Source organism: Virgibacillus salinus, assembly GCF_900102415.1.
GTDB lineage: Bacteria > Bacillota > Bacilli > Bacillales > Amphibacillaceae > Lentibacillus > Lentibacillus subterraneus.
The window spans coordinates 1,048,232-1,073,452 of record NZ_FNKD01000001.1; the positions used below are offsets into that span (position 1 = coordinate 1,048,232).

Sequence of the window (25,221 nt, forward strand, 5' to 3'; positions counted from 1 at the left end):
TGTATCCTCAAGTATATAAAATTAATTTACAGGTTCTGCTGCTTTTCGAACTTCTTCCGGTACAATAAGCTCAACGTAAGCATTGAAGTTACTATAGAAAAATTCGCTTTTTTCATAGATATGCCCTTTACCAGCTGCCCCAGAGGTGGTCGCTTCATATTCGAGGAAATAGTTTGTTAGATAAAATGTTTGCTTATCAATGGTCAATTCGTAGGTTCCAGTAACTTTCATATTATGATAGAAATCTCTAAAAAAATCATTCAAGACTTTTTGACCAGCGCCAAAAACGACTTCTTTAAATTCTTCATCAGTGCCAGAATAGCTGAGGATGTAATGATCTTCTTCTTCGATTACCTGGAAAAGGGAACCGAAGTCGATATAAAAGCTTAATTGCTCATCAAATACGGTATTGTATAGGTTATTAACCGCATACTCCGGCTCCATTGAAAGCCATTTGTCATTCTCTTTCAGGTAATACATTTCTTCATTAAGGTACATTTCCATATTACTGTCTGGCTCATCGTTTGCTTCAATTTTAACGGTTTGGTGGAGCGTGTTTTGCTCTCCGATCATCAGATCTGCATTAATATTGATCGTTTCAATGCGTTCGATATCATTGATAATTGCGTCTGAAACAGTAGTACCACCGATGTATAAACTTTCAATATTCTGCATTGCTTCACTTGATTTGCGGAGAATTGCTGGAGCGTCTGTCAATTTAGCTGTTGCAACTTCACTTTCTTTCGTTTCTTCCTTGTTTGTATCATCGATATTTGTTTGCTCTTCTGATTGATTGCTATCATCTTCATTTTGCTGTTCTGTTTTGACCTCTTTATCTCCATCTGTTGCTGCTTGTGTATCTTCTATCGTATTTTTGTTGGTTTTGTCATTCATCGCTGGTTCGTCTTCACTGCATGCGGTCATTAGAAATAGGAAAAGCCCGATTAAACTAAAGCCTATAATTTTTTTCATGTGTGCACCTCGTTTAGTGTTGGTGCTCAAACTTTACCACACTAAAACAGGGCTGTAATGTATCCTTAAGTATAAAAAAACAGCCATGATTAGGCTGCAAAGTTAGTTATAAATATTTTTCGATAGATTCGGACACAAAAATCGGGAGGTGACAGGCGCCATACGAATAGGCACCTCCCAAAATCTATTTCAAAAATGTTTTGCCGTCGTGTTGTTCGATTTTTTGTTCTTTCATTAGTTTTCCTAGGGCGCGTTTGAAGGCGGCTTTGCTAATATTAAATGTTCCTTGAATATCTTCAGGGTCACTTTTATCGCTGAATGGAATGACGCCATTACTTTGTTTAAGGTGCATTAAAATGTTGTCAGCATCTTCACCCATGCTATGTTGCTTAAGCGGCCTAAGCGAAACATTTAGCGTTCCGTCTTCTTTTACATCGATTACTCGTCCTTCAACCCATTCGCCGAGCCGGGGTTCATCTTTTCGTTCTGTATGATGAATAAATCCACGATAGCCATCTTCAGAAATAATAGCAGACCCTTCCTTGCTAGTTCGATACACACGTCCGCTGATTGCCTGGTTTAACAAGTCATCTGGAGCTATATCCCACTGTCTCTCAACGACACCCTCAGATGCTGGGATTGCCAGCAAGCGTCCTTTTTGGTCCTTTCCTAATGTCACGTAAAGCATATCACCGATTATCGGCCAAACGCTTTCGAACAATGGGAGATCATCGATAGACACAAGCATTTCTTTTGCGATACCAATGTTTACAAACACGCCAAGACCTGGCATGACTTCAACTACTTCAGCCCAGTCATACTCGTCCATTTGTACAGAAGGCAGCTTGGTGGTTGCGATGACCTGTCCTTTTTTATCAGTATAGGGAAAAACTTCAATTTCCTGTTCTGGTTCAAGTTCAGTGTCTAGCTCATTATTATGCAGTAGTACATCGTCTTCTAGTACGTAACCAGTATCAATTTTTCGAAGTACCTTAAGTTTTTGGATCAATCCTATTCTCATATTTTCTAGCCTACTTTCATTATATGTATTGGAAAAGGGGTACTCTTACTATAAGAGTACCCCTTTGATTTATAAAGTAACACATAAGTTTCAATTTTTTATTTATCCCGAATTAATTTATCGGGTGGGAAATCGCCACTTGTGGGATTTCGCTTTACCGCGGTCATTGTTCCACTGGGGTTTTCTTCCTTAAGCAACGTCAGCCCTACCTGCTCTGACGTCCTTGCGACCCCTTAGTCGCGCCAGTGTGAATAAGATCTTCAAAAACTTACTAGCAGAATGCCAGAATTTCATACTTACTAGTTACTTCATTCGTTAACTTATATATAATCTCACACAATCTAACACATGTCAACATATTTTCGGGAAAAGTGTTCGACAAAAAACGGGAAGTGACAGGGACCAGCTATCCATACACATGTGATAAACTAAGTGGAGATTAGGTTAATTGGAGAGTTGTGATTATGGGGTTGTTTTTTCAGGTTGTGCTGCCGATTATGGCGGTTTTTGGTTCTGGATTTATTTTGCAGCGGATTCGTATTCTTGATGTGAAGTCATTGGCAACGACTTCGATATACATTTTCCTGCCGGCATTGGTTTTTACAACATTATATGAATCTAGCTTTAATCAAGGATTTACTTATATTATTATATTTGCATTCTTCTTATTATTTATGATGATCGTTATCATTAAAATTCTTGCGTTGATTTTTAAATGGGACCAATCCGTTGAAAGTGGTTCAATTTTGACGACGGCATTTATGAATGGTGGTAACTACGGTGTGCCTGTCATTTTATACAGTATCGGTGAGGCTGCAATGCCATATGCAATATTTTTCATGGTGCTTCAGTCACTAGTAATGAATGTCTTTGGAGTGTATTATGCATCCCGAAGTACAAGTGGCTTTTCACATGCATTTAACACCATTTTTAAGATGCCTGCGACGTACGCGGCTGTATTGGCATTCTTTTTCCAAGCGGTCCCTTGGGATATGCCTGAATCGGTTTATTCCACGATGTCAATGGTGGCCGATGCGGCAATTCCGTTGATGATGGTGATGCTTGGCATGCAGCTTGCTTCCATTACATCATTAAAATTTAATTGGCAGGTTATTTTGTCAGCAGTGGTGGTTCGTATGGTCATTTCACCATTGCTTGCATTTTTATTTGTCTGGATTTTACCAGTTGAACCGGTACTTGCATCAGTTATCATAATTGTTGCTGCAATGCCAAGTGCGGCAACAACAACGATGTATGCGATTGAGTTTGATTCAGAGCCTGACCTTGTTTCCAGTATTACGCTTGTGACAACGCTTATCAGTATTGTTACAGTAACGGTGCTGTTAAATGTGATTGCGTGATGTTTCCATTTTTAATTAAATGGGTATTTTATTGATATGCACAAGTTGAAAGGGTGAAATTTATGATACGGACAATTTTAATGGTTATAGGTGCGATTGTAGTTATTGGCTGGATACTTTCAATGTTATAAAGGTGAGACATGTAAACTGCTGGATAGAGTTAACCTTTATTCAGTAGTTTTTAATTTTGGAGGTACTCTATTGACATCATATATCATTTTATATATGATTGATTTACTATGAAAAAAGAAACGAAACAACACAAAGTGTACAGAGTAATTAAATCAAGAATCATTGAACGTCTTTACGTTCCCGGGCAGCGAATTGTTATTGATCAGATAGCAAAAGAACTGGAAACTAGTACAATTCCTGTTCGGGAGGCAATACGCCAGCTGGAGTCGGAGCGGCTTATTTTCTATAAACAGAATGTTGGACCTGTAGTTGCTGAGGTAAATGAAACCGACTATTCAGATACGTTACGCGTGCTGGCAGTCTTGGAGGGGCATGCGACAGCATTAAGTGCAGAAAGTTTTCCTAAAGAGAAACTGCACATATTAAAAAATTTAAATAAAAAGATGGAGGAGGCATTGGAAGAATTCGATATTTTAGAATTCGGAAGGCTCAATTCCGAGTTTCACCGAGTTATATGCGAAGAATGTAATAATAACTATTTGCTGGAGTCGATAAAAGATACGTGGAATAGACTCGACTCTATACGTGGATTGGGGTCTACCTTGTATTCTTTGCGTGTGAAGGAATCGATTAAAGAGCATTATGAAATTATTCGTTTTTTTGAACTTGGTGGTTCTTTTGCAGAAGTTGAACAACATTCACGAATGCACAAAATCAAGACAGCAAAAGACTTCGAACACCGCAGATTAAAACATTTGGAAGCAAACAACCCTGTATGATGACTGTACAATTACGGTTATTATACAGGTTTTTTTTATTCTAAAAACCCTGTTGACATTATATACTAAATCATATACGATTTAATTATTCAGAATATTAATAGTAATTAAACTATCGTAATTGGAGGGGATTTAGGGTGGCGTATGAAGAAGCGAAAAAGCGTTTTAGGGGATCTATATCGCCTGTTATCACACCGTTCCATGAAGATGAGCAGATTGATTTTGACAAATTCAAAGAGTTAATTAACTGGCAAATTGAAAGTGGGAGTCATGGGATTTCGGTGACAGGAACATCAGGTGAACCGAGTTCGATGACTGTCGAGGAACGGGAAATGGTAATGAAAACGGCGTGCAAGACGGTAAATGGGCGTGTTCCGTTTATCCCGGGAACAGGGTCAACCAACCACCAGGAAACACTGCGTTTAACAAAAGCAGCACAAGAAATGGGTGCTGACGGTGCACTTGTGATTGTTCCCTATTACAACAAACCAAATCAGCATGCATTATATAGGCATTTCAAGGCTGTAGCTGATTCAGTTGAAATCCCAATTATTTTATATAATATTCCAGGTCGAACAGCGGTGAATTTGGAGGTAGACACAATTGCTTCACTTGCTAAGGATTGTCCGAATATTATCGGTGTAAAGGAATCAAATAAGGATTTTGAGCATGTGAATAAGGTATTGCTAAAAGCCGGGCGTGACTTTAACCTTTACTCTGGTATTGAGGTTTTATGCTATCCGATGCTAGCAATTGGCGGAGCTGGTCATGTGAGCGCAACTGCAAATGTTGCACCTAAGGAAGTTGCAGAACTTTATAACAAGTGGGAAGCCGGTGATGTGGAAGGAGCACAGGATTTGCACTTTGGTCTCATGCCGCTAAATAATGTTCTTTTCCGCGATACGAATCCTGCACCGGCAAAGGCTGCACTTGGTATGATGGGGAAAATAAAGCCGGTATTGCGCAAGCCCTTGGATGTTCCTTCTGAAAAAATACAACATGATATACGTAATACATTAACGTCATATAATCTACTATAATAAAGAAGGTGATATGTTTGGAACATAAAAAAGTAGAGGACGTGAAACTCTACATAGACGGAAGTTTTGTCGATGCAGGAGGGTCAGGATACTTCAATAATTTGAATCCCTTTACAAATGAAGTCATGAATCGTGTGGCAAAAGGTGGTAAAACAGATATTGAAAAAGCGGCGCATGTTGCAAATGAGGCATTTCAAAATGGGCCGTGGGGAAGTATGAAACAGAAAGAACGTATGGCGTATATCGATAGAATTGCAGATTTAATTGCTGAGGAAGTGGAAGAAATTGCGGTACTAGAATCACTTGACACAGGACTTCCTATTAGCCAGACGCGAAAAATGGTTTCACGTGCTTCGGAGAATTTCCGCTTTTACTCGAGAATGGTTCAGTCACGGATGCATGGGGATGCGTATCAAGTTGATGATGAGTTCATTAATTATACGGTTTATCAACCATTGGGTGCTGTTGGACTGATAACGCCATGGAATGCACCTTTTATGCTGACAACATGGAAAGTAGCTCCAGCACTTGCAACAGGAAACACAGTTATTTTAAAACCGGCAGAATTATCACCATTAAGTGCAAACAAATTGGCGGAAATAATGGTTAGGGCAGAATTGCCAAAAGGTGTGTTTAATGTAGTCCATGGGTACGGAGAAACTGCCGGTGATGCACTTGTTAAAAACGATAAAATGAAAGCGATTTCATTTACAGGTGAAACTGTCACCGGAAAAACGATTATTAAAAATAGTGCAGATTCATTGAAAAAAACATCGATGGAACTTGGCGGTAAATCACCGTTAATCGTATTTGATGATGCAGATTTTGAACGGGCTCTAGATGCGGCTGTCTGGGGAATTTTTTCTTTCAATGGTGAACGGTGCACAGCGAATTCACGTGTTTTTTTGCATAAGTCGATTGAAGATAAATTCGTGGAGGAATTGCGAAAACGAGTGGATAAAATTTCAATTGGTGATCCGATGAATCCTGCTACAGAGGTTGGGCCATTAATTGATAAAGGGCATTTTGACAAAGTAACAGGATATATTGATATAGCACGTGAAGAGGGATGTGAGGTTGTACAGGGAACAGTACCTGGAGCCATGAAAGCCGGCAATTTTGTTCCACCTACAATATTCTTAAATGCAAAAAACAATATGCGTGTATGTCAAGATGAAATCTTTGGTCCGATTATGTCAGTAATTGCTTTTGAAACAGAAGAAGAAGTAATCGAGATGGCGAACGATACCGAATACGGTCTGGCCGGCTATGTGTGGACGAATGATATTAAACGGGGGCATCGTGTAGCACAAGCAGTCGATTCAGGCATGCTATGGATCAACGCGCAAAATATACGTGATTTACGAATCCCGTTTGGCGGCATGAAAGGGAGTGGTGTCGGACGTGAAGGTGGGCACTTTGCTATATTGGAATTTTATACGGAACCAAAAGCTATTCACGTAGCACTTGGAGAGCACCGTATACCACAATGGGGAAAATAAAAGAGGAGGGTATAACTGTATGCCAGCAAAAACAGGGAAAGAATATATTAGTAGATTGAAAGCTGCGAAAAATAACGTGTACATTCATGGTGAGAGGGTCGATGATGTAACCGAACATCCAGCGTTTAAAAACGTGATAAAATCGATGGCAAAATTGTATGATTTGCAGTACGAAAAACAGGACAAAATGCTGTACACTTCACCAACAACCGGTGAAAAGGTAGGAAAGACATTTTTACAGCCGAAAACAGTGGAGGATCTCATTGCACGAAGGGAGGCAATGACAGAATGGGCTCGTACAAGTGGAGGAATGATGGGGCGTTCACCGGATTATCTGAATGCTGAAGTAATGGCAATGGGGATGAACAATGGCATATTTGCTGAGGCAGACCCGCGTTTGGCCGAAAACGCACGTAATTATTATGAGTATGCCCGCGAGAATGATATTAGTCTGACGCATACGCTGATCCACCCACAGGTAAACCGGGCGAAGATGCAGCATGAACAAAAGGATGCAAATGTTGCATTACATCTGGTGGAAGAACGTGACGATGGCATCATTGTTGACGGAATTCGCTTATTGGCAACTCAGGGTGGTATTACGGATGAGATTCTGGTTTTCCCATCAACCGTTAAAAAGGCAGGGGAACTCGATGATCCATATTCGCTGGCATTTGCTGTGCCAAACAATACACCAGGGCTGAAATTCATCAGCCGTGAGTCGTTTGACTATGGAAAAAATGAATGGGATCATCCGCTTGGCTCAAGGTTTGAAGAAGGGGACGCTATTGTTTCATTTGATAATGTATTTGTACCGTGGGAGAGGGTCTTTGTTTGCGGTAATTCATCCGTTTGTAACCGAACATTCCTTGAAACAAATGCAGTTGTGCATATGTCGCACCAAGTTGTTGCCAAGAACGTTGTGAAGACAGAGTTTTTGCTTGGTGTTGTTTTAAATATGATGGATGCAATCGGTATTGACCAATTCCAGCATGTTAAAGACAAAGGAACAGAGATCATGCTGAACCTTGAAACAATTAAATCACATCTATATCGAGCGGAGCATAATGCAAAATTGGATGCATCCGGAACGATGACACCAGACTTTGATGCGCTCAATGCAGCAAGAAATTGGTATCCGCGGATTTATCCGAGAATGGTAGAGATTGTACGAATCCTTGGTGCATCAGGATTGATGGGGATTCCGACAGAAGCTGATTTTAACCATGAGGAAATAGGGCCAATTATCCATCGTGGTTTACAGGGGAAAAACCTGGAAGGCCAAGATCGTGTGCAATTATTCCGGCTTGCATGGGATATGACAATGAGCGCATTTGGTTCTCGCCAGGCGCATTATGAATACTATTTCTTTGGTGATCCAATAAAAATGGGGATGACCTACTTTGATGGGTATGAAAAGGATATGTATCGAAACTATGTACAGGATTTCTTGAAAAACTCGAGTGAAGTGAACGTGTAGGATGAAAGTCGAGTGAATGCAAATTCCAAAGGGGGGGGATCAGGATGGATTTTAACATTATCCGATGTGCACGGGCCATTTTACATGTAACCGATCTTGATGCATCACGAAATTTCTATGTCGATGCACTTGGTTTCATTGAAACAGAGGCAGATGATGCGCACATTTATCTGCGCGGCCTTGAGGAGCATACTCATCATAGTCTAGTATTGAAAAAGGCAGATGAGCCATGTGTGGAGGCATTGGGATATAAGGTTTCTTCTAGCGACGATTTGAAAGCGCTGTCAGAGTTATTTGAGATGAAAGGATTTACGACTAAATGGTTTCAAAAAGGGGAACAGCATGCAGTTGGCGAGACATTAAGGGTACAGGATGTTTCCGGTATGCCACTGGAATTTTTTGCAGAGATCGATTCAGTTGAACGTCTGCTGCAGCGTTATGATTTATATAAAGGTTCACGGATGCAGCGAATTGATCATTTTAACTACATGGTTTCTGATGTGGAAGCTGCGTTTAATTTTTATAATAAAGATTTAGGATTTGCTTGTTCCGAATACACCGATACAGAAAATGACGATATATGGGCGGCATGGCTTCACAGGAAACAGACGGTTCATGATTTAGCACTTATGAATGGAAAAGGCCCTCGATTGCATCATGTTGCATTTTGGCTTCCGGATCCCCTAGCAATTATCCATACGTGTGATGTGCTAGCATCCTTGGGATATGGTGAGAACATTGAACGAGGGCCAGGGCGCCACGGACTATCAAACGCATTTTTCTTATATTTGCGAGACCCTGACGGTCATCGAATTGAGCTATATAATGGGGATTATTTAACAAGTGATCCTGACTTTAAACCAATACGATGGGATATCAATGATCCTATGCGGCAAACGTTCTGGGGACATGAAGCACCAGACTGCTGGTTTAATGAAGCATCAGCAGTACTGAATGTGTTAACAGGTAAAAAAGTCGAACAGAAACAAGGCAAGCTCAAGCAGCATAAGCCGACATTTATAATCTAGTCTTGATAGAAAGGGTGTTTAATAGATGGATGATCGCACTTTCAGGACAGCAATGGGGAAATTTGTGACGGGTGTCACCGTCATTACAACACAGCTAAATAACGAGGTTTACGGCATGACTGCGAATGCGTTCATGTCAGTATCGATTGATCCGAAATTGGTGCTAATTTCAATTGATGAAAATGCGAATATGAACCAATATGTTGATGAAGCGGGGCAATTTGCCATAAGTATTTTAAATGAGGATCAGCAGGATATGTCAGCTTATTTCGCCGGACAGGTTAAAGAACAGCGTAATATCAACTTTAACTGGTTCAACGATATGCCTGCCATTGAAGGCGCAATCGTCAATTTGACGTGTGATGTTCACGATTCGGTTGTGGCAGGTGACCACACGTTATATATCGGTGCAGTGACCGATGTGTTTGTTACTGATGGTGAACCGCTTGCGTTCTTTTCAGGAAAATATAAGCAGGTAAACGGGACAGCAAACGTTAATTAATTGTGATTGTTTTTATTGGGGGTAATCAAATGAAGCAACAACTTGAGAATAATGTGGCGGTCGACCATGATATCTTTCAAAAGTTCTCTGGGCATGAGCAAGTAGTTTTTTGCAATGAACCAGCATCAGGATTGCAGGCAATCATTGCAATACATAATACTACACTCGGTCCAGCGCTTGGTGGTACAAGGATGCGACCTTATGAATCAGTTGATGAGGCATTAGAGGATGTGCTTCGTTTATCAGAAGGGATGACCTATAAATGTGCTGCAGCTGATTTGGATTTTGGTGGAGGAAAGGCTGTTATTATTGGTGATCCGAACGAGGCGAAATCAGCTGCATTGTTCCGAGCATTCGGCCAATATATAGATTCGTTGAATGGTCGTTTTTATACTGGCACAGACATGGGGACTACAATGGATGACTTTGTCCATACCATCAAAGAAACCAATTTTATAAATGGTGTCCCTGAAGCATTTGGCGGAAGTGGTGACTCCTCGATCCCAACGGCACAGGGTGTTATTTATGGTCTGAAGGCAACCAACACGTTCCTGTCTGGAAGTGATAGTTTGGCCGGAAAATGCTACGCAATTCAAGGGCTGGGGAAAGTTGGCTTTAAGATTGCAGAACATTTACTGCAGGCTGGTGCGGATATAGTAGTAACGGATATAAATAAAGAATTAATAGCTTTGATTGAACAAAAAGCTACGGGAACAAGCGGCACTGTAGAAGCTGTAGCAAATGACGAAATTTACAATATTGAAGCAGACTTTTTTGTACCGTGTGCGTTAGGCGGAATTATTAATGATTTTACAGTGGAGAAACTTCGTGTGCATGCAGTTGTTGGGTCAGCGAATAATCAGCTGCGTGAAGCAAGGCATGGAAAAATCCTACATGACAAAGGGATTTTATATGCTCCTGATTATATTGTTAATGCAGGAGGTCTTATTCAGGTTGCTGATGAGTTATATGGATCTAACAAAGAGCGTGTTTTGGCTAAAACAAAGGCTATCTATAACTCATTGGTTGAAATATACAAGGAAGCGAATATGGAGTATATCACGACGGTGGAGGCAGCTAATCGAAAATGCGAAAAAAGACTTGAAGAACAGCGTCGTCGCAGTAACTTTTTTGCACGTAGCAGACGACCGAAATGGAATATACGAGAGTAACACGGATATAAGTCAATTCAGATAAAAACTAAAAGGTGTGAAACAGATGGAAGATAAATATCCACTTTTTCAAATAGTAGATACATCTGGAAATCTTGTTTCAGATGACTATGATATTACAGAGGAGCAGGCAAAGTCTTATTATTATCACATGCTCCGGATACGAATGTATGATCAGAAAGGTATCGCACTTCAGCGTCAGGGAAGGATTGGGACATATGTGCCGTTTGAAGGACAGGAAGCTTCACAAGTTGGCAGTGCGCTGGCACTAAAGGCTAATGATTGGATGTTTCCGACATATCGTGACCATGGGGCGACACTGACGTTTGGTGCAGATATGGATATGATGCTGTTGCATTGGAATGGGCGGATTGATGGATGTGTCCCTTCAAGGGTGAAAAATATTCTTCCGGCTGCGATACCGATTGCGACGCATATTCCGCATGCGGCTGGTGTCGCGATGGCTGAAACGTATAAAGGAACAAAAAATGCTGCCATCGCTTATTTTGGTGACGGTGCAACCTCAGAGGGTGATTTTCACGAAGGGCTAAATATGGCAAGTGTCTTCAAGGCGCCAGCAGTTTTTTTAAATCAGAATAATGGATACGCTATCTCACTGCCAGTTTCAAAACAGATGAACTCAAAGACGATAGCACAAAAAGCAGCAAGCTATGGGATGTCTGGTATTCGGGTTGATGGCATGGATGTTTTTGCGGTAAATGAAGCGGTCAAAGAAGCACTAGATCGGGCCCGTAATGGTGAGGGGCCAACATTAATTGAAGCTGTCACATGGCGGTTTGGTGCACATACGACAGCGGATGATCCGTCTAAATATCGTGATCAGGAGGAAAGTGATGCAAAGCGTGAGAAGCTTGATCCGGTAATGCGACTCGAACGATTCATGAAGAATCTAAACATGTGGGATGAACAGTGGGTTTCTTCTATTAAAAAAGAAATTCAGGTGGAATTGGATGATGCGATTGCCAGCATGGAGTCATACGAAAAAGCGAGTCTTGACGACATGTTTGACTATGTATTTGAAGAACCGACTTGGACAATTGAAGAACAAAAGAAGGCATTCATGGCACAGAGGGGAGGTCAATTGTAATGGAAACAAAATCCCTGACATTGATTCAAGCAATTAATGAAGGCATGAAAACAATGCTAACAGAAGATGAAAATACACTAATCTTAGGTGAGGATATTGGGAAAAATGGCGGTGTATTTCGGGCGACTGTTGATTTACAGGAAGAGTTCGGGGAAAAGCGTGTAATTGATACACCGTTAAGTGAGGCTGGATTTGTTGGCGGGGCAGTTGGTATGGCTCTCAATGGGTTACGTCCAATCGTGGAAATCCAGTTTCTTGGGTTTATTTACCCTGCATTTGAACAAATTGCCACACATGTAACACGGATAAGAACGCGTACGATGGGACATTACAGTATTCCTATGGTCATTCGTGCGCCATTTGGTGCTGGAGTCAGATCACCGGAAATACATTCAGATAGTGTGGAAGCACTTTTTACGCATTTACCTGGAATCAAGGTGGTTTGTCCATCCACTGCGTATGATGCAAAAGGACTTTTAATTGCTTCTATCGAGGATCCGGATCCTGTTCTTTTTCTCGAGCCTATGCGATTGTACCGTGGTGAGCGAAATGATGTCCCTTCTGCAAAATACAGTATTGAACTTGGCAAAGGCGAACGTATTCAAGAGGGAGAGGATGTAACAGTTCTTGCCTGGGGAGCGATGATACCTGTTGCATTAAAAGCTGCCGAGCAAATGAAGGAACAATCCGTATCGTGTGATGTAATTGATCTTCGGACATTGTATCCACTTGATAAAGACATAATAGCAGATTCAGTACAAAAAACAGGACGTGTCGTGATTGTGCATGAAGCACATGCAACAGGTGGTGTTGGCAGTGAAATCACCTCCGTCATTAACGATACAGCATTTTTATATTTGAAAGCACCGATTGAGCGAGTAACAGGGTTTGATGTACCTATCCCATTATTTTCTCTGGAAAATGAGTATCTTCCAACACCCGGTCGAGTCGCAAATGCCATTAATAAAGTAATAACGTTTTAGGGAGGTGAAATCATGATCGAGGTGAAGTTCCACGATATTGGTGAAGGGATGAATGAGGGGGAAATCATTCATTATTTTGTGAATGTGGGTGATGAGGTGAAGGTTGATCAGCCCCTTGTCGAATTGCAAACCGATAAAATGGTCGCCGAAATTCCATCCCCCGCTTCAGGCAAAGTTAATGCGATTCATTTTGAGGCAGGTGAAGTAGTGACGGTGGGGACGAATATCATCGAGATTGATGACGGTAAAAAAGTGTCCCAGGAAAAAACGAATGAGCCTGTGCCAAACAAATATAATCGTGTGCTAGCTGCCCCTTTTACGAGAAAAATTGCACGCGATAACGATGTAGATATTGAACAAATAACTGGTACAGGGCCAGGAGGAAGAGTGACGGAGAAAGATGTTTTTACAGCTATCGAAGGGGACGTAGAGCCGATAGCGGAAAAAGCTGCAGCACCTGAGTCAGACATTATCCCTTATATTGGAATGCGAAAACAAATCGGCGATAAACTAACCGAATCTATCACAACGATTCCACATGTCACACATTTTGATGAGGCAGATTTAACGAATGTAATGGAGTTTCGGAAAGAACTAAAGCAGAAAGGCGAATCTATTTCGGTAGTGGCCTTTTTTCTGAAAGCACTCACTATTGCACTAAAAGAACATCGGATTTTTAATGCGCGACTGAATGAGGAAGAAAATGTCATTCTTCTAGCAAAGAGATATCATATTGGACTTGCGACAAACACAAATAAAGGATTAGTCGCACCTGTTCTTCGTGATGTTGATAAAAAAACAATTCGTGAAATTAATACCGAAATGAAGGCGTTAACGAAAAAGGCACAGGACGGAAAGCTAACATCAGATGAAATGAAGCACGGTACATTTACGGTCAGTAATGTTGGTCCACTTGGCGGAACAGGAGCAACACCGATTATCATTCAGCCGCAAACTGCGATTATGGCATTTCACAAAACAAAAAAAACACCAGTTGTACGTGATGATGATGAAATTGCCATCCGCCAGATGATGACAATGTCACTATCCTTTGATCATCGTGTGGCTGATGGAGTAATGTCGGTTGAATTTACCAATCGGTTCATCGAGTTGATGGAAGAACCGAAAAAGCTATTATTGGAGTTGGTATAAATGGTCGTTGGCGAATTCGCTGAAAAGCGTGACCTTATTATTATCGGTGGAGGCCCCGGTGGATATCAGGCTGCCATTCGTGCTGCCCAACTTGGAAAATCCGTAACGCTAATTGAAAAAGGTTTACTTGGTGGCGTTTGCTTGAACCGAGGGTGTATTCCTTCCAAAGTTTTTACGCATGCAGCCAAGAAGATGGATTCCCTTTCTGTAATGGATAATATGGGGATTAAAACTACTGATCCGATGATAGATTTTGTTCAGTTAAGAAATTATAAAAATCAAGTTGTCGATCGTTTGCGCAGTGGTGTCGAAGGACTTATGGAGGCAAATAAAATTGAAGTAATTTGTGGCGAAGCAAATTTCACCGCTGAAAATAAGATTGGTGTTGCAAATGGGCATCAATTTGATGTATATGAATTTTCTCAGGCAATCGTTGCAACAGGGAGTATGCCAGATTGGGATGATCGAGATCATGAACGTGTTTTGCTACCTGAGACAGTATATCAGATTGATGAGATACCTGAATCGCTTGTTGTTTATGGAAGTGACTATATCGCTTTAGAGGTCGCGTTCAGTTTTAACAAGCTAGGCTGCAATGTAAAGCTATATCACCACGATACTGAATTTCCGTTTAACGAAACGATTAACCGTGAACTGAGTCGCATTTTGAAAAAGACTAAAATCAAGGTGAATAGCGGGCATAAACTAGATTTCGTGGAACCGGCTTCTAATGAGGTTGAGATTCAATTCTCAAAAGAAGATAAGGTAGAGAAAGAAACAGCTTCACATATTTATATATCTACTAAACAGAAGCCAAACATCAATAACATGGGGGTTGAACGGATAGGAATTACATTAAAGGAAAATGGATTCATTAAAACAGATTACACTACGCAAACTACTCTAGCCAATGTTTTTGCTGTTGGTGATGTCTCAGGGGGACCCTTTAGCGCGGTGAAGGCAATTAAAGAAGGAAAGGTTGCTGCTGAAACGATTGCCGGGATGAAGAGTGAGGTAGATTTAACACTCACCCCAACCGTGGTACATAGCATACCACCGATAGCTGCTGTGGGGTTAACGGAACTTGAAGCACGCAATGCAGGACATTCCGTGATTACGAGCAATTTCTCAATAAGCGGAAATAGCTATGCAATGATCTCAGGTGAGAAGGAAGGTATTGTGACAATTGTAAAAGATGCAGAAACAGATCTTTTACTCGGTATCCATATGATTGGTTCTGGTGCAGTAGAGTTAATCAGTACAGGGGTGACAGCACTTGAGATGGTTGCACGGGAAGAGGATTTAAAATTTCCTTCGTATCCCCATCCAAGTATAAATGAAGGACTTCTGGAAGCGATAGAGGGACTGACTGACATGGCCATACACGTTCCACCAAAAAACAAAAAACACCTATGAAATGAACTTCGGTAATAAAATTATAAAATAGGTAGTTCAAAAAGCCAACAAATGATAACAGGTGAATCTCTTTGTTACTCGGTTTTTTCAGTCCTCACGTATTAAGGGCATACGTTTCGGGCTTCAAAACCAGCGTGTCTCAATCTTCTTGTTTCTGATTTGTTACTTTTTGAACACACAAATAAAGGGGATTTTCATATGTATCGAATAAAAGCAGTTCTGAGACCGTCATTAAGTGAAGCGATTAGTCTTACGATTGCAGTGTTATTGATTATTAGCATGGGAATTATTGTGTTTGAGGCGGCCCCGCACATTCCGCTTGTCATTGCACTTCTGCTTTTAATGGTGTATGGGTTGTCAAAGCGGATATCATATCGCACTTTGGAGGATGGAATTACCGAAGGCGCTAAATCTGGTATGGGAGCAGTATTTCTCTTTTTCTTTATCGGAATATTAATTGCTTCTTGGATGTTGGGTGGTACAATCCCTACATTGATATATGCGGGCTTTGAACTGGTAACACCGAACTTCTTTTTTGCTATTGTGTTTATCGTTACAGGAATTGTCGGTATTTTTGTGGGAAGTTCATTAACAACTGTTGCAACTGTGGGTGTTGCTTTTATCGGTATTGCTTCTGCTGTTGATGTTTCCCTCGCAATCGTGGCTGGTGCTATTGTGTCTGGTGCATTTTTCGGTGATAAAATGTCACCGTTATCCGATACAACTAACATGGCATCATCAACATTGAAGGTTGATTTGTTTGAACATATTCGAAACATGTCATGGACAACGATACCGGTATTTTTAATTACACTTATCATTTTTGCCCTTATTTCCCCGGAGATAACTGCTGCCAATTTTAGTCAAATGGAAACTTTCCAACAGGGGCTGTTCGATACAGGACTTGTTAAATGGTATAACGGATTAATCCCATTGCTTGTTTTGTTGATTCTTTCCATTATGAAAGTTCCAGCATTATTGACGCTTGCAGCGGGTTCAATTAGTGCAATTGCATTATCTTATGTAAACGGATTCACTCCGCTTAGCGATTTACTAGGGTTGTTATTTGGTGGATATGTTTCCGAAACGGGCATTGAAGCTATAGATTCGTTGCTGACACGAGGCGGATTAAACAGCATGATGTTCACCATTGGGCTAGTGCTACTCGCGTTAAGTATGGGTGGTTTATTATTTAAACTTGGAATTGTTCCGAGGTTACTGGAGTCAATTGAGCATTTATTAAGAAAAGTAGGATCTGTTATCGCAGCATCAGCTTTTACAGCGATTGGAATTAACGTACTTATTGGTGAACAATACTTATCGATTCTGCTAACTGGCGAGTCTTATAGTTCACAATATAACAAAGTAGGGCTAGCGAATAAGAATCTATCAAGAGTAGCTGAAGATGCAGGAACTGTTGTAAACCCGCTTGTACCTTGGAGTGTTTGTGGTGTGTTCATTTCCGGTGTTCTCGGTGTGTCGACATTGGCGTATTTACCGTTTGCATTCTTCTGCCTACTATCGCCAATTTTGACAATTATATTCGGATTTACTGGTAAAACGTTAACTTTTATTGAAAAAGATCCTGGCAATGAAACAGTGCCTTCTGTTACCGGAATCAACAACTAGTAAGGAGGACATTCATGTATACTGCTAAATTAAAGCAAGTCTATTTCAAGGGTACCATTTATGGTGTGCTTTTCAATTTTCAGGGACAACTTGAGGCAATAGGTAAAGCGTTACAAGAGAAGCCATATAATGAGCCCCCAAAACGACCAGTATTATATATTAAACCGCGAAATACGCTTAACAGTCATCGCAAGCCAGTAGTAATTCCTAAAGGAGAGTCTGAAATTCAAGTAGGCGCTGCGCTCGGGGTTGTTCTTGGAAAAAATGCTACAAATGTATCAGTAAAAGATGCGATGGATTATGTTGATGGTTATACTGCGGTGAACGATGTTAGTATTCCGCATTATAATTTTTACCGGCCAAATATTAAAAATAAAGTACGTGATGGATTTTGTCCTGTTGCTCCATGGATTGTAAAGCGCACTGGGGTAGCCAATCCAGACCAATTACAAATCCGTGTTTATGTGAATGGCGAATTGGTTCAGGAAAATAACACGAAAAACCTTGTACGATCGGTGGCGCAACTTGTGTCCGATGTAAGCGAATTTATGACGTTGATTAAAGGTGACATGCTGCTTGTCGGTGTCCCGGAAGAAGCGCCACTCGCCAAGGCAGGCGATGAAGTACGGATTGAAATTGATGGTGTCGGTGTTTTGGAAAATAACATCATAAATGAAAAGGATACATTCACTGGAGGTGATTCATGATGAGGCATGCACGCGTTGCTTGTTTCGGTTCGGTACATGACGCAGTTGAAATAGATGGAAGGCTGAAACTTACGGATGGACGCGTAGTTAAACCAGCGGATGTCGTCTGGCTCCCGCCGATTCAGCCGGAAACGATCTTTGCACTTGGACTAAATTATGCGGACCATGCTAAAGAAATCAGTTTTAAGGCTCCAAATGAACCATTAGTTTTTTTAAAAGGGCCTAACGCACTTGTTGGACATAATGGGCAATCACGTCGTCCGGTTGATGCGACGCACATGCATTATGAATGCGAGCTTGCTGTCGTCATAAGCGAAACTGCCAGAAATATAAGTTATGACGATGCGTATGATTATGTCGCAGGATATACCATCGCAAATGATTATGTGATTAGGGATTATCTCGAAAACTATTATCGCCCAAATCTAGCAGCGAAAAACAGAGATGATTTGACGCCAATTGGGCCTTATTTCGTTGACAAAGATGATATTTCGTATCCGATGCAGTTGGGTTTGCGAACGTATGTAAATGGTGAATTAAAACAAGAAGGTTCAACGAGGGATATGGTGTTTGATATTCCGTATTTAATTGAATATCTGAGCAGTTTCATGACTCTAAACGAAAGTGATGTTATTTTGACCGGAACGCCAAAGGGTACTGTTCACGTTTACGAAGGTGATGAAGTTGTGACGGAAATTGAGGGCATCGGTGCTCTGAAAAATACAATTGTTGGTGATAGTGTTTTTGCTAGATGAAGGAGGTGGTTCATGAGATGCCGCATATTATTGTTGAATACACGGACAATATAAAGACAGAAGCAGCGATCAATACGCTGTTAAAGAAAATAAACGAGACGCTGATAGCAGAGGGAAGCGTGTTCCCCACAGGAGGGTTGCGCTCTCGGGCGATTGAACTCAAAGATTACTTTATTGCCGATGGTTCTGAAGATGATGCATTTGTTCATGTTACAATGAAGATTGGGCCAGGTCGTTCGACTGAGGTAAAGGAAGCTGTATGTGAGCGGTTGTTTCAAATGATTGAGGAACATTTTTTTGATTTATTTGCGAAACGATATTTGGCACTATCGATGGAACTGTGTGAATTTAATAAAACATATAAAACGAACAATATTCACCATCGGTTTGAATAGATGACCGGCCCGAAATCCATAAGAGTGTGGATTTCGGGCTTTAATGGCAGTTAAGAAAGCAAATAATTCTTTCTCATAAGAACTCCTCTAACGATTAGCCAAGCAATTCTAAAACAATTAAATGAAGAGGATGTGAAATAGAATGGATCTTCAACTAAAAGGAAAATCAGTTCTAGTAACAGCTGCCAGCAAAGGTCTGGGAAGAGCAATTGCTACTGAATTTGCTAAAGAGGGAGCGCATGTCTTAATAAGTAGTAGAAGCGAATCTACTCTTTCTAGTACTGTCAAAGATATCCAGCAAGAGACTGGTAATGATAATATTAGTTATATTGTTTGTGATATGAAGAATGCCGAGGAAATCAAGCAGATGGCAAAGCATGCAGTCTCTGTGAATGGGACGATAGATGTTTTAGTTAACAATGCAGGTGGTCCACCAGCCGGGAAATTTGCAGACATGTCAGATGAGGATTGGTACCATGCATTTGAATTGAATTTACTAAGTTTTATTCGAACAACCCGCGAGGTCATTCCTTATATGAAAAAACAGGGGCTTGGTCATATCGTAAATATTGCTTCCTCATCGATAAAGCAAAGTCTGGATAATCTTATTCTGTCCAACACGATGCGACCTGCAATTGTTGGCCTTGCTAAAAGTCTTGCGAGAGAGTTTGCTGAAGATAATATTTTAATAAATACGGTTGGTCCAGGAACAATTGAAACAGATCGCGTGTTGGAGTTAAATCAGAAAAAATCGGATGAACAAGGGGTGTCTGTTGAAGAGGTAAAACAAGAAGCAGTTCAGCAAATACCAATGAAGCGATACGGCAAACCAGATGAATTTGCAAAGGCAATTGTGTTTCTTGCATCTGGTGCCAATACTTATATTACCGGACAGTCACTTATTATTGACGGCGGCCAGGTGAAGGCGTTGTAAATCATAACATATTAGATATCCCTAACATAATCAGCAAAAATGGAGGTAACAGTGCAAACCGTTGCATCCATTTTTTGGTTGCTAAAAAAATTCCTAAACGGACTCCACATAATACGAACACCCCGCTCATAAGGGCTATTAAAACAGCAGTTATGATTGGAGAATAGCCTAGCATAGCAGCTCCAAGACCAGCACCAAAAGCGTCAATTGCCAGCGCAAATCCGAGAAGCAGTGCCTCGTTTGCTGAAATACTCCCAGACTGGTCCAAATCGGCTTGAACGGGCTGTTTCATTACGGTTTTAAAATTGTTCCAAGCTTCATCATTCGAATCCATTTCAGAAGGTGCATCAATTTTGGAACGCGTAACATTATAGAAACAAAATAAACCAATTAAAAGCAGAATAATACCGCCGATCATTTCAGCTAGGTCAGGCGTAATAAAGGACCTAAGTATGTTACCAATTGTCATTGATATAAAAACAATTATTCCAGAACAGAACATAATTATACTTAAAGCAAGAAATGGAACACGAATGTGCCGCATTCCATAAGTGATTCCAACTCCAAACCCATCGATACTTACCCCTATAATTAACAGGATTAATCCGGTATAAAAGAGCATCCATATCAATTTCCTTTCTGTACTTATATAAAATATTGTATGGATTTAAAAATGAGTTGTGACCGTCCACAAATTTAGTTTAATTATGGTAAAGTAACATGAGAGAGTTGTTAAATAAGAAAGGATTTTTTAAATGGGCAAAACACTTGTATTAGCTGAGAAACCTTCTGTAGGTAGAGATATTGCCAGAGTGCTGAACTGCAATAAAAAAGGCAATGGCTTCCTTGAAGGATCTAATTATATTGTGACATGGGCACTTGGGCATTTAGTTACCCTGGCTGACCCGGAAGTATACGATGAAAAATTGAAAACATGGCGTTTAGACGATTTACCGATGCTGCCATCGCAGCTGAAGCTGGTTGTAATTAAAAAGTCCGGCAAGCAATTTAACGCGGTGAAAACACAAATGAACAGAAATGATGTGCAGGATATTGTAATTGCGACAGATGCTGGACGTGAAGGTGAATTGGTTGCTAGATGGATCATCGAAAAAGCACGTGTAAAAAAGCCGGTGAAGCGATTATGGATCTCATCTGTTACAGATAAAGCAATTCGTGATGGATTCAAGCAACTTAAGCCTGGAGGAAAATATGAAAACTTATATGCATCAGCAGTGGCACGTTCTGAGGCGGACTGGTATGTAGGTTTGAATGCAACTCGTGCGTTGACAACTAAGTTCAATGCTCAGCTATCCACCGGACGTGTGCAGACGCCGACACTTGCAATAATCGCTGCCAGAGAAAAAGAAATTCGAGAATTCCAGCCACAAAAGTTTTATGGAATTGAAGCAAAAACATCAAACGGCGTTACGCTGACATGGCAGGATCCAAAAAATAACAGCCGGATTTTTTCCAAGGAAAAGGCTGATTCATTACATAATCAGTTGAAAAATAAACCTGCAAAAGTAATCAACATTGATAAATCCTATAAGAAAAAATATGCACCGCAATTGTATGATTTAACGGAACTGCAGCGTGATGCGAACCGTATTTTCGGATATTCTGGAAAACAAACATTATCCCTGATGCAAAAACTATATGAGCAGCATAAGGTACTTACGTATCCACGTACAGATTCAAGAGTTATCTCGACTGATATTGTTCCAACATTGAAAGAGCGCGTTAAGGCTTGTGGTGTAGATGAGTATGCGCAATTTGCTAATAAAGTGATGAAGCGCGAATGGAAGCTGCCAAAATCAGTTGTCGATAATTCAAAAGTTTCAGATCACCATGCGATTATCCCGACAGAGCAACCGGTCATCCTAGCAGAATTAAATGATAAGGAACGTAAAATTTATGACCTTGTTGTAAAGCGGTTTTTGGCTGTGCTGGCTGATCCATATGAATACGAGCAAACAACAATTGAAGTAAAAATTGATAATGAACGATTCACAACTAAAGGGAACATTGTTAAGAAATTAGGATGGAAAGAAATTTATCAGGAAAATAACACTTCAGAACAGCAGTTACCAGCTATCCAACAAGGAGAAGCGTTTTCCAATGTAAAAATGACGCAGACGAGTGGTGAGACAAAACCGCCCGAACGATTCACAGAAGGCGGATTACTGCAAGCAATGGAAAATCCCGTCCGTTATATGAGCTCTGATGAGAAGCACTTAGCAAAGACAATTAGCGAAGTTGGCGGCCTTGGAACCGTTGCGACAAGGGCTGATATTATTGAAAAGCTATTTAATAATCAGTTGATGGAAATGCGTGGAAAATACATTTTTATAACATCAAAAGGTCGACAGCTGCTTGATCTTGTCCCTGAAGACCTGCAATCACCAGCTCTTACAGCGGAATGGGAGAATAAACTCGGACAAATTGCTGAAGGAAAGCTTGATAAAGACCGTTTCATCAAAGAAATGAAGAGCTATGCCAGAGAAGTTGTACAACAAATTAAAAACAGTGATGAAACGTTCAAGCACGATAATATGACAGGGACGAAATGTCCTGACTGCGGGAAATTAATGCTGGAAATTAAGAATAAGAATGGACGCATGCTTGTCTGCCAAGATCGCTCATGCGGACACAAAAAGAATATTGCTAAGCATACCAATGCCAGATGTCCAAATTGTCATAAGCGTTTAGAGCTTCGTGGTGAAGGTGAAGGGAAAATGTTCATCTGTAAATGTGGTCACCGGGAAAAATTATCAGCTTTCAATAAGCGTAAAGAAAAAGAGAAGAAGCATAAAGTCTCCAAAAAAGATGTGAATAAATACTTGAAAAAGCAGGACGACGATGGTTTTAAAAATAATGCACTGGCTGATGCGTTGTCTAAGTTAAAAGAATAAGTTTTCTAAAAGAGGCTGGGCCAAAAGTGTTTTGTCAAAGTAAAATCCGAACTATGATTCAAAATTCTTGAAATAAATTTGAGTTAGTTCGGATTTATTTTGCAGTTAAGAAACTATAACTACTTTCTTACTGCATAAGTGCCAAAAAGGCTTGGTGAATGTCTAGTTTTCTAATGGTGCTGTTGAGATATAAACTGCGAACTCAATCAGGTCTCATAACCTCGATGAGTGACCGTTGCACGCTATTTGGAATGCGTTCCGGTTCTCATAACCTTGATGAGTGAGCCCATGGCTAGTAAGATTGCGAAAGTGTAAGCTTGAGCTGATGTTGCATTGGTACCGGAGTGGTGCATAAAAAAGTTTTCACTGTATCGCATTTTATATCATCTTCGTATTAGATCAACCATTGAAAATGAACGCTCTAAACATCCTATCCTGTTATTATACTTCTTTAATGTGGGAAGTCTTAGTTATTTCCCTGTCTCTTATATTACTAATCGTTTCTCTACTGGATTTGGTGGCATTATTTTTGAAATTAATTTTTAAAGATAATGACACTTTTTCCGAATGACGTACGATTATAGGAATAAGCCCCCTCGTATGAAAAATTTGAGTGGGATTATATCTTTTTATCTATTCATACATTTCAAAACTTATGGTAGACTTGTATGCAAGCTTAGAAGTTATATTTCTATAGCCTTTCTAAAAGCATTTATAAATAACTTTGTTTGGGGGAAGAAACATGTCAGATAACGAAGAATTGGAAAAAGCAACTGGAGACAAAACGATTCAAAAACTGGACTTTAGACTCGGGGCAGTCGGGGCAGCCATACCTTTATTGTTCTTTGTAGTTTGGGCTATTTCGATCAGTGTACTTCAGCTTTCGTCCGAAGTTGGGCTGGTTATGGGTGCGGTTATTGGTCTGACTCTTGGTTTACTTTTTTGTAGAAGTAAGTGGGAAGATTATGCACAGGGTTTATTTGATGGGCTAGCACAGCCAGTTGGTGTTATTGCAATGGTAGCATGGTTTTATGCAGGTATGTTCGCACAGGTGTTACAGGCTGGTGGACTAGTAGAAGGACTTGTATGGATTGGAGCTATAACCGGACTTACTGGTGGTTTATTCGTTGCTTTAACCTTCTTATTGGCAGCAACATTTTCAACTGCTGTTGGTACAGGTTATGGAACAACAGTTGCATTTTGTACATTGATGTATCCAGCTGGTGTTGCGGTTGGAGCAGATCCTGTATTCATGTTTGCGGCAATTTTGGCTGGGGCAGTATTTGGTGATAACCTTGCACCAGTTTCTGATACAACAATCGTATCAGCGACAACACAGGATGCTGATGTACCTGGAGTTGTGCGCAGTCGTTTTAAATATGCGGTTGTGGCGGCAGTGCCAGCAGTTATTTTGTTCGCAATCTTTGGCGGTGGTGGTCAAACACAGGCTGATCAGGGTGCACTTGACGCTATGATTGAATCGACAACCCCTGGTGGACTTATCATGCTCGCTCCGTTTGCGCTCGTACTTATATTAGCTTTGTCAGGACATCATCTATTAACATCACTAACATGGGGAATTATTTCTTCTATTCCACTTATTGTTCTATCAGGATTAGGAACTTTTGGTGATATAATAAGTTTTAATCCTGATTCAGATACCATTGTTGAGGGTGCACTGGTAAGCGGGTTGACTGGCTATTTTAATATGGCGATTCTTATCCTGTTAATTGTAGCCGCAGCTCACTTGTTAAAATTAGGTGGTACAATGGATGCAATAACGAAAGGCTTAATTAAGTGGATTAAAAATTCAGTTCGCAAAGCCGAGTTTGCTATTTGGGGTATCGTTGCATTACTAAATAGTGCTATTACAATTAATACTGCAGCAGAGATTGCAGCTGCACCATTTGTTAAAGAATTAGGAACAAAATATCAAATTCACCGTTACCGCATGGCTAATATGCTTGATGCTGTAACATCTGCATTAGGATATATCTTTCCTTGGGGTGCGCCAGTGTTATTGGGCTGGTCTACTATTAAAACAATGCAAGGTCAGTATGATTGGCTACCTATCGTTGAGCCGACTGCTGTGTTTCCGTTTGTTTTCCAAGGCTGGTTCCTGGTAATCGTGATGCTTATTGCAGCACTAACCGGCTGGGGACTTCGTTTCCAAGGGAAAAATGGGGAAGAACTAAAAGAAAGACCTCGTGATTAATTTCATAATAACTATTGGAATGA

General features: G+C 40.5%; 22 protein-coding genes. 19 read left to right on the forward strand and 3 right to left on the reverse strand.

What is annotated here, in order from left to right; genetic code table 11:
* Positions 1-21 precede the first annotated feature (21 nt).
* Positions 22-972, reverse strand: a complete 951-nt coding sequence (locus BLS02_RS04935; RefSeq protein WP_092491840.1) for a DUF6612 family protein — start codon at positions 970-972, stop codon at positions 22-24.
* A gap of 184 nt (positions 973-1,156) precedes the next feature.
* Positions 1,157-1,993: a CvfB family protein gene (locus BLS02_RS04940; RefSeq protein ID WP_092491841.1), complete on the reverse strand. Its 837-nt coding sequence runs from the start codon at positions 1,991-1,993 to the stop codon at positions 1,157-1,159.
* Between the two features lie 464 nt (positions 1,994-2,457).
* Here BLS02_RS04940 and BLS02_RS04945 point away from each other — a divergent pair, with 464 nt between their 5' ends.
* The 17 genes from BLS02_RS04945 (at position 2,458) to BLS02_RS05025 (ending at position 20,068) form a co-directional block, all read left to right on the forward strand.
* Entirely contained in the window at positions 2,458-3,354 is an 897-nt protein-coding gene (locus BLS02_RS04945) for an AEC family transporter (protein WP_092491842.1), read from the forward strand.
* 239 nt (positions 3,355-3,593) lie between these two features.
* Positions 3,594-4,265: a GntR family transcriptional regulator gene (locus BLS02_RS04950; RefSeq protein WP_092491843.1), complete on the forward strand. Its 672-nt coding sequence runs from the start codon at positions 3,594-3,596 to the stop codon at positions 4,263-4,265.
* 137 nt (positions 4,266-4,402) lie between these two features.
* Positions 4,403-5,305, forward strand: a complete 903-nt coding sequence (hpaI, locus tag BLS02_RS04955; RefSeq protein WP_092491844.1) for a 2,4-dihydroxyhept-2-ene-1,7-dioic acid aldolase — start codon at positions 4,403-4,405, stop codon at positions 5,303-5,305.
* Between the two features lie 17 nt (positions 5,306-5,322).
* Entirely contained in the window at positions 5,323-6,807 is a 1,485-nt protein-coding gene (gene hpaE / locus BLS02_RS04960; protein ID WP_439144703.1) for a 5-carboxymethyl-2-hydroxymuconate semialdehyde dehydrogenase, read from the forward strand.
* A gap of 19 nt (positions 6,808-6,826) precedes the next feature.
* Entirely contained in the window at positions 6,827-8,287 is a 1,461-nt protein-coding gene (gene hpaB / locus BLS02_RS04965) for a 4-hydroxyphenylacetate 3-monooxygenase, oxygenase component (RefSeq protein ID WP_092491846.1), read from the forward strand.
* A gap of 44 nt (positions 8,288-8,331) precedes the next feature.
* Positions 8,332-9,315, forward strand: coding sequence for a 3,4-dihydroxyphenylacetate 2,3-dioxygenase (hpaD, locus tag BLS02_RS04970; RefSeq protein WP_092491847.1), 984 nt, complete (start codon positions 8,332-8,334; stop codon positions 9,313-9,315).
* Positions 9,316-9,340: 25 nt separating this feature from the next.
* The gene (locus BLS02_RS04975; protein ID WP_092491848.1) at positions 9,341-9,817 is read left to right on the forward strand and encodes a flavin reductase family protein; all 477 of its coding nucleotides are present in this window, start codon (positions 9,341-9,343) and stop codon (positions 9,815-9,817) included.
* A gap of 29 nt (positions 9,818-9,846) precedes the next feature.
* On the forward strand, positions 9,847-10,989 hold the full coding sequence (locus BLS02_RS04980; RefSeq protein WP_092491849.1) for a Leu/Phe/Val dehydrogenase: 1,143 nt from the start codon (positions 9,847-9,849) through the stop codon (positions 10,987-10,989).
* Positions 10,990-11,035: 46 nt separating this feature from the next.
* Positions 11,036-12,097: a pyruvate dehydrogenase (acetyl-transferring) E1 component subunit alpha gene (gene pdhA, locus BLS02_RS04985; RefSeq protein ID WP_092491850.1), complete on the forward strand. Its 1,062-nt coding sequence runs from the start codon at positions 11,036-11,038 to the stop codon at positions 12,095-12,097.
* Positions 12,097-13,080 carry an alpha-ketoacid dehydrogenase subunit beta gene (locus BLS02_RS04990; protein ID WP_092491851.1) on the forward strand — a complete coding sequence of 328 codons (984 nt, stop codon included), beginning with the start codon at positions 12,097-12,099 and terminating at the stop codon, positions 13,078-13,080. Before pdhA ends, BLS02_RS04990 begins: the two co-directional genes overlap by 1 nt.
* Positions 13,081-13,092: 12 nt before the next feature.
* Positions 13,093-14,232, forward strand: coding sequence for a dihydrolipoamide acetyltransferase family protein (locus tag BLS02_RS04995; RefSeq protein ID WP_175476707.1), 1,140 nt, complete (start codon positions 13,093-13,095; stop codon positions 14,230-14,232).
* Entirely contained in the window at positions 14,233-15,648 is a 1,416-nt protein-coding gene (locus BLS02_RS05000; RefSeq protein ID WP_092491852.1) for a dihydrolipoyl dehydrogenase family protein, read from the forward strand.
* Positions 15,649-15,846: 198 nt separating this feature from the next.
* Positions 15,847-17,277 (forward strand): Na+/H+ antiporter NhaC, encoded by a 1,431-nt coding sequence (nhaC, locus tag BLS02_RS05005; protein ID WP_092491853.1) that lies wholly within the window; start codon positions 15,847-15,849, stop codon positions 17,275-17,277.
* A 14-nt stretch (positions 17,278-17,291) separates the two neighbouring features.
* On the forward strand, positions 17,292-17,984 hold the full coding sequence (locus BLS02_RS05010) for a fumarylacetoacetate hydrolase family protein (RefSeq protein WP_092491854.1): 693 nt from the start codon (positions 17,292-17,294) through the stop codon (positions 17,982-17,984).
* Positions 17,984-18,739: a fumarylacetoacetate hydrolase family protein gene (locus BLS02_RS05015; protein WP_092492235.1), complete on the forward strand. Its 756-nt coding sequence runs from the start codon at positions 17,984-17,986 to the stop codon at positions 18,737-18,739. The genes BLS02_RS05010 and BLS02_RS05015 overlap by 1 nt, the downstream gene beginning before the upstream one ends.
* Before the next feature lie 17 nt (positions 18,740-18,756).
* Complete coding sequence (locus BLS02_RS05020) at positions 18,757-19,134, forward strand: 5-carboxymethyl-2-hydroxymuconate Delta-isomerase (protein WP_092491855.1); 378 nt, start codon at positions 18,757-18,759, stop codon at positions 19,132-19,134.
* 142 nt (positions 19,135-19,276) lie between these two features.
* Positions 19,277-20,068 (forward strand): SDR family oxidoreductase, encoded by a 792-nt coding sequence (locus BLS02_RS05025; RefSeq protein WP_092491856.1) that lies wholly within the window; start codon positions 19,277-19,279, stop codon positions 20,066-20,068.
* A 1-nt stretch (position 20,069) separates the two neighbouring features.
* On the opposite strand, the gene ytaF is transcribed toward BLS02_RS05025, so the two are convergent.
* On the reverse strand, positions 20,070-20,690 hold the full coding sequence (ytaF, locus tag BLS02_RS05030; protein ID WP_092491857.1) for a sporulation membrane protein YtaF: 621 nt from the start codon (positions 20,688-20,690) through the stop codon (positions 20,070-20,072).
* A gap of 133 nt (positions 20,691-20,823) precedes the next feature.
* Between ytaF and BLS02_RS05035 the strand changes: the two genes are divergently transcribed.
* Together BLS02_RS05035 and BLS02_RS05040 are read left to right on the forward strand one after the other, a co-directional pair.
* A complete protein-coding gene (locus tag BLS02_RS05035; protein WP_092491858.1) occupies positions 20,824-22,983 on the forward strand; it encodes a DNA topoisomerase III in 2,160 nt (719 codons plus the stop codon).
* Positions 22,984-23,725: 742 nt separating this feature from the next.
* Positions 23,726-25,198 (forward strand): Na+/H+ antiporter NhaC family protein, encoded by a 1,473-nt coding sequence (locus tag BLS02_RS05040; RefSeq protein WP_092491859.1) that lies wholly within the window; start codon positions 23,726-23,728, stop codon positions 25,196-25,198.
* Positions 25,199-25,221 lie beyond the last annotated feature (23 nt).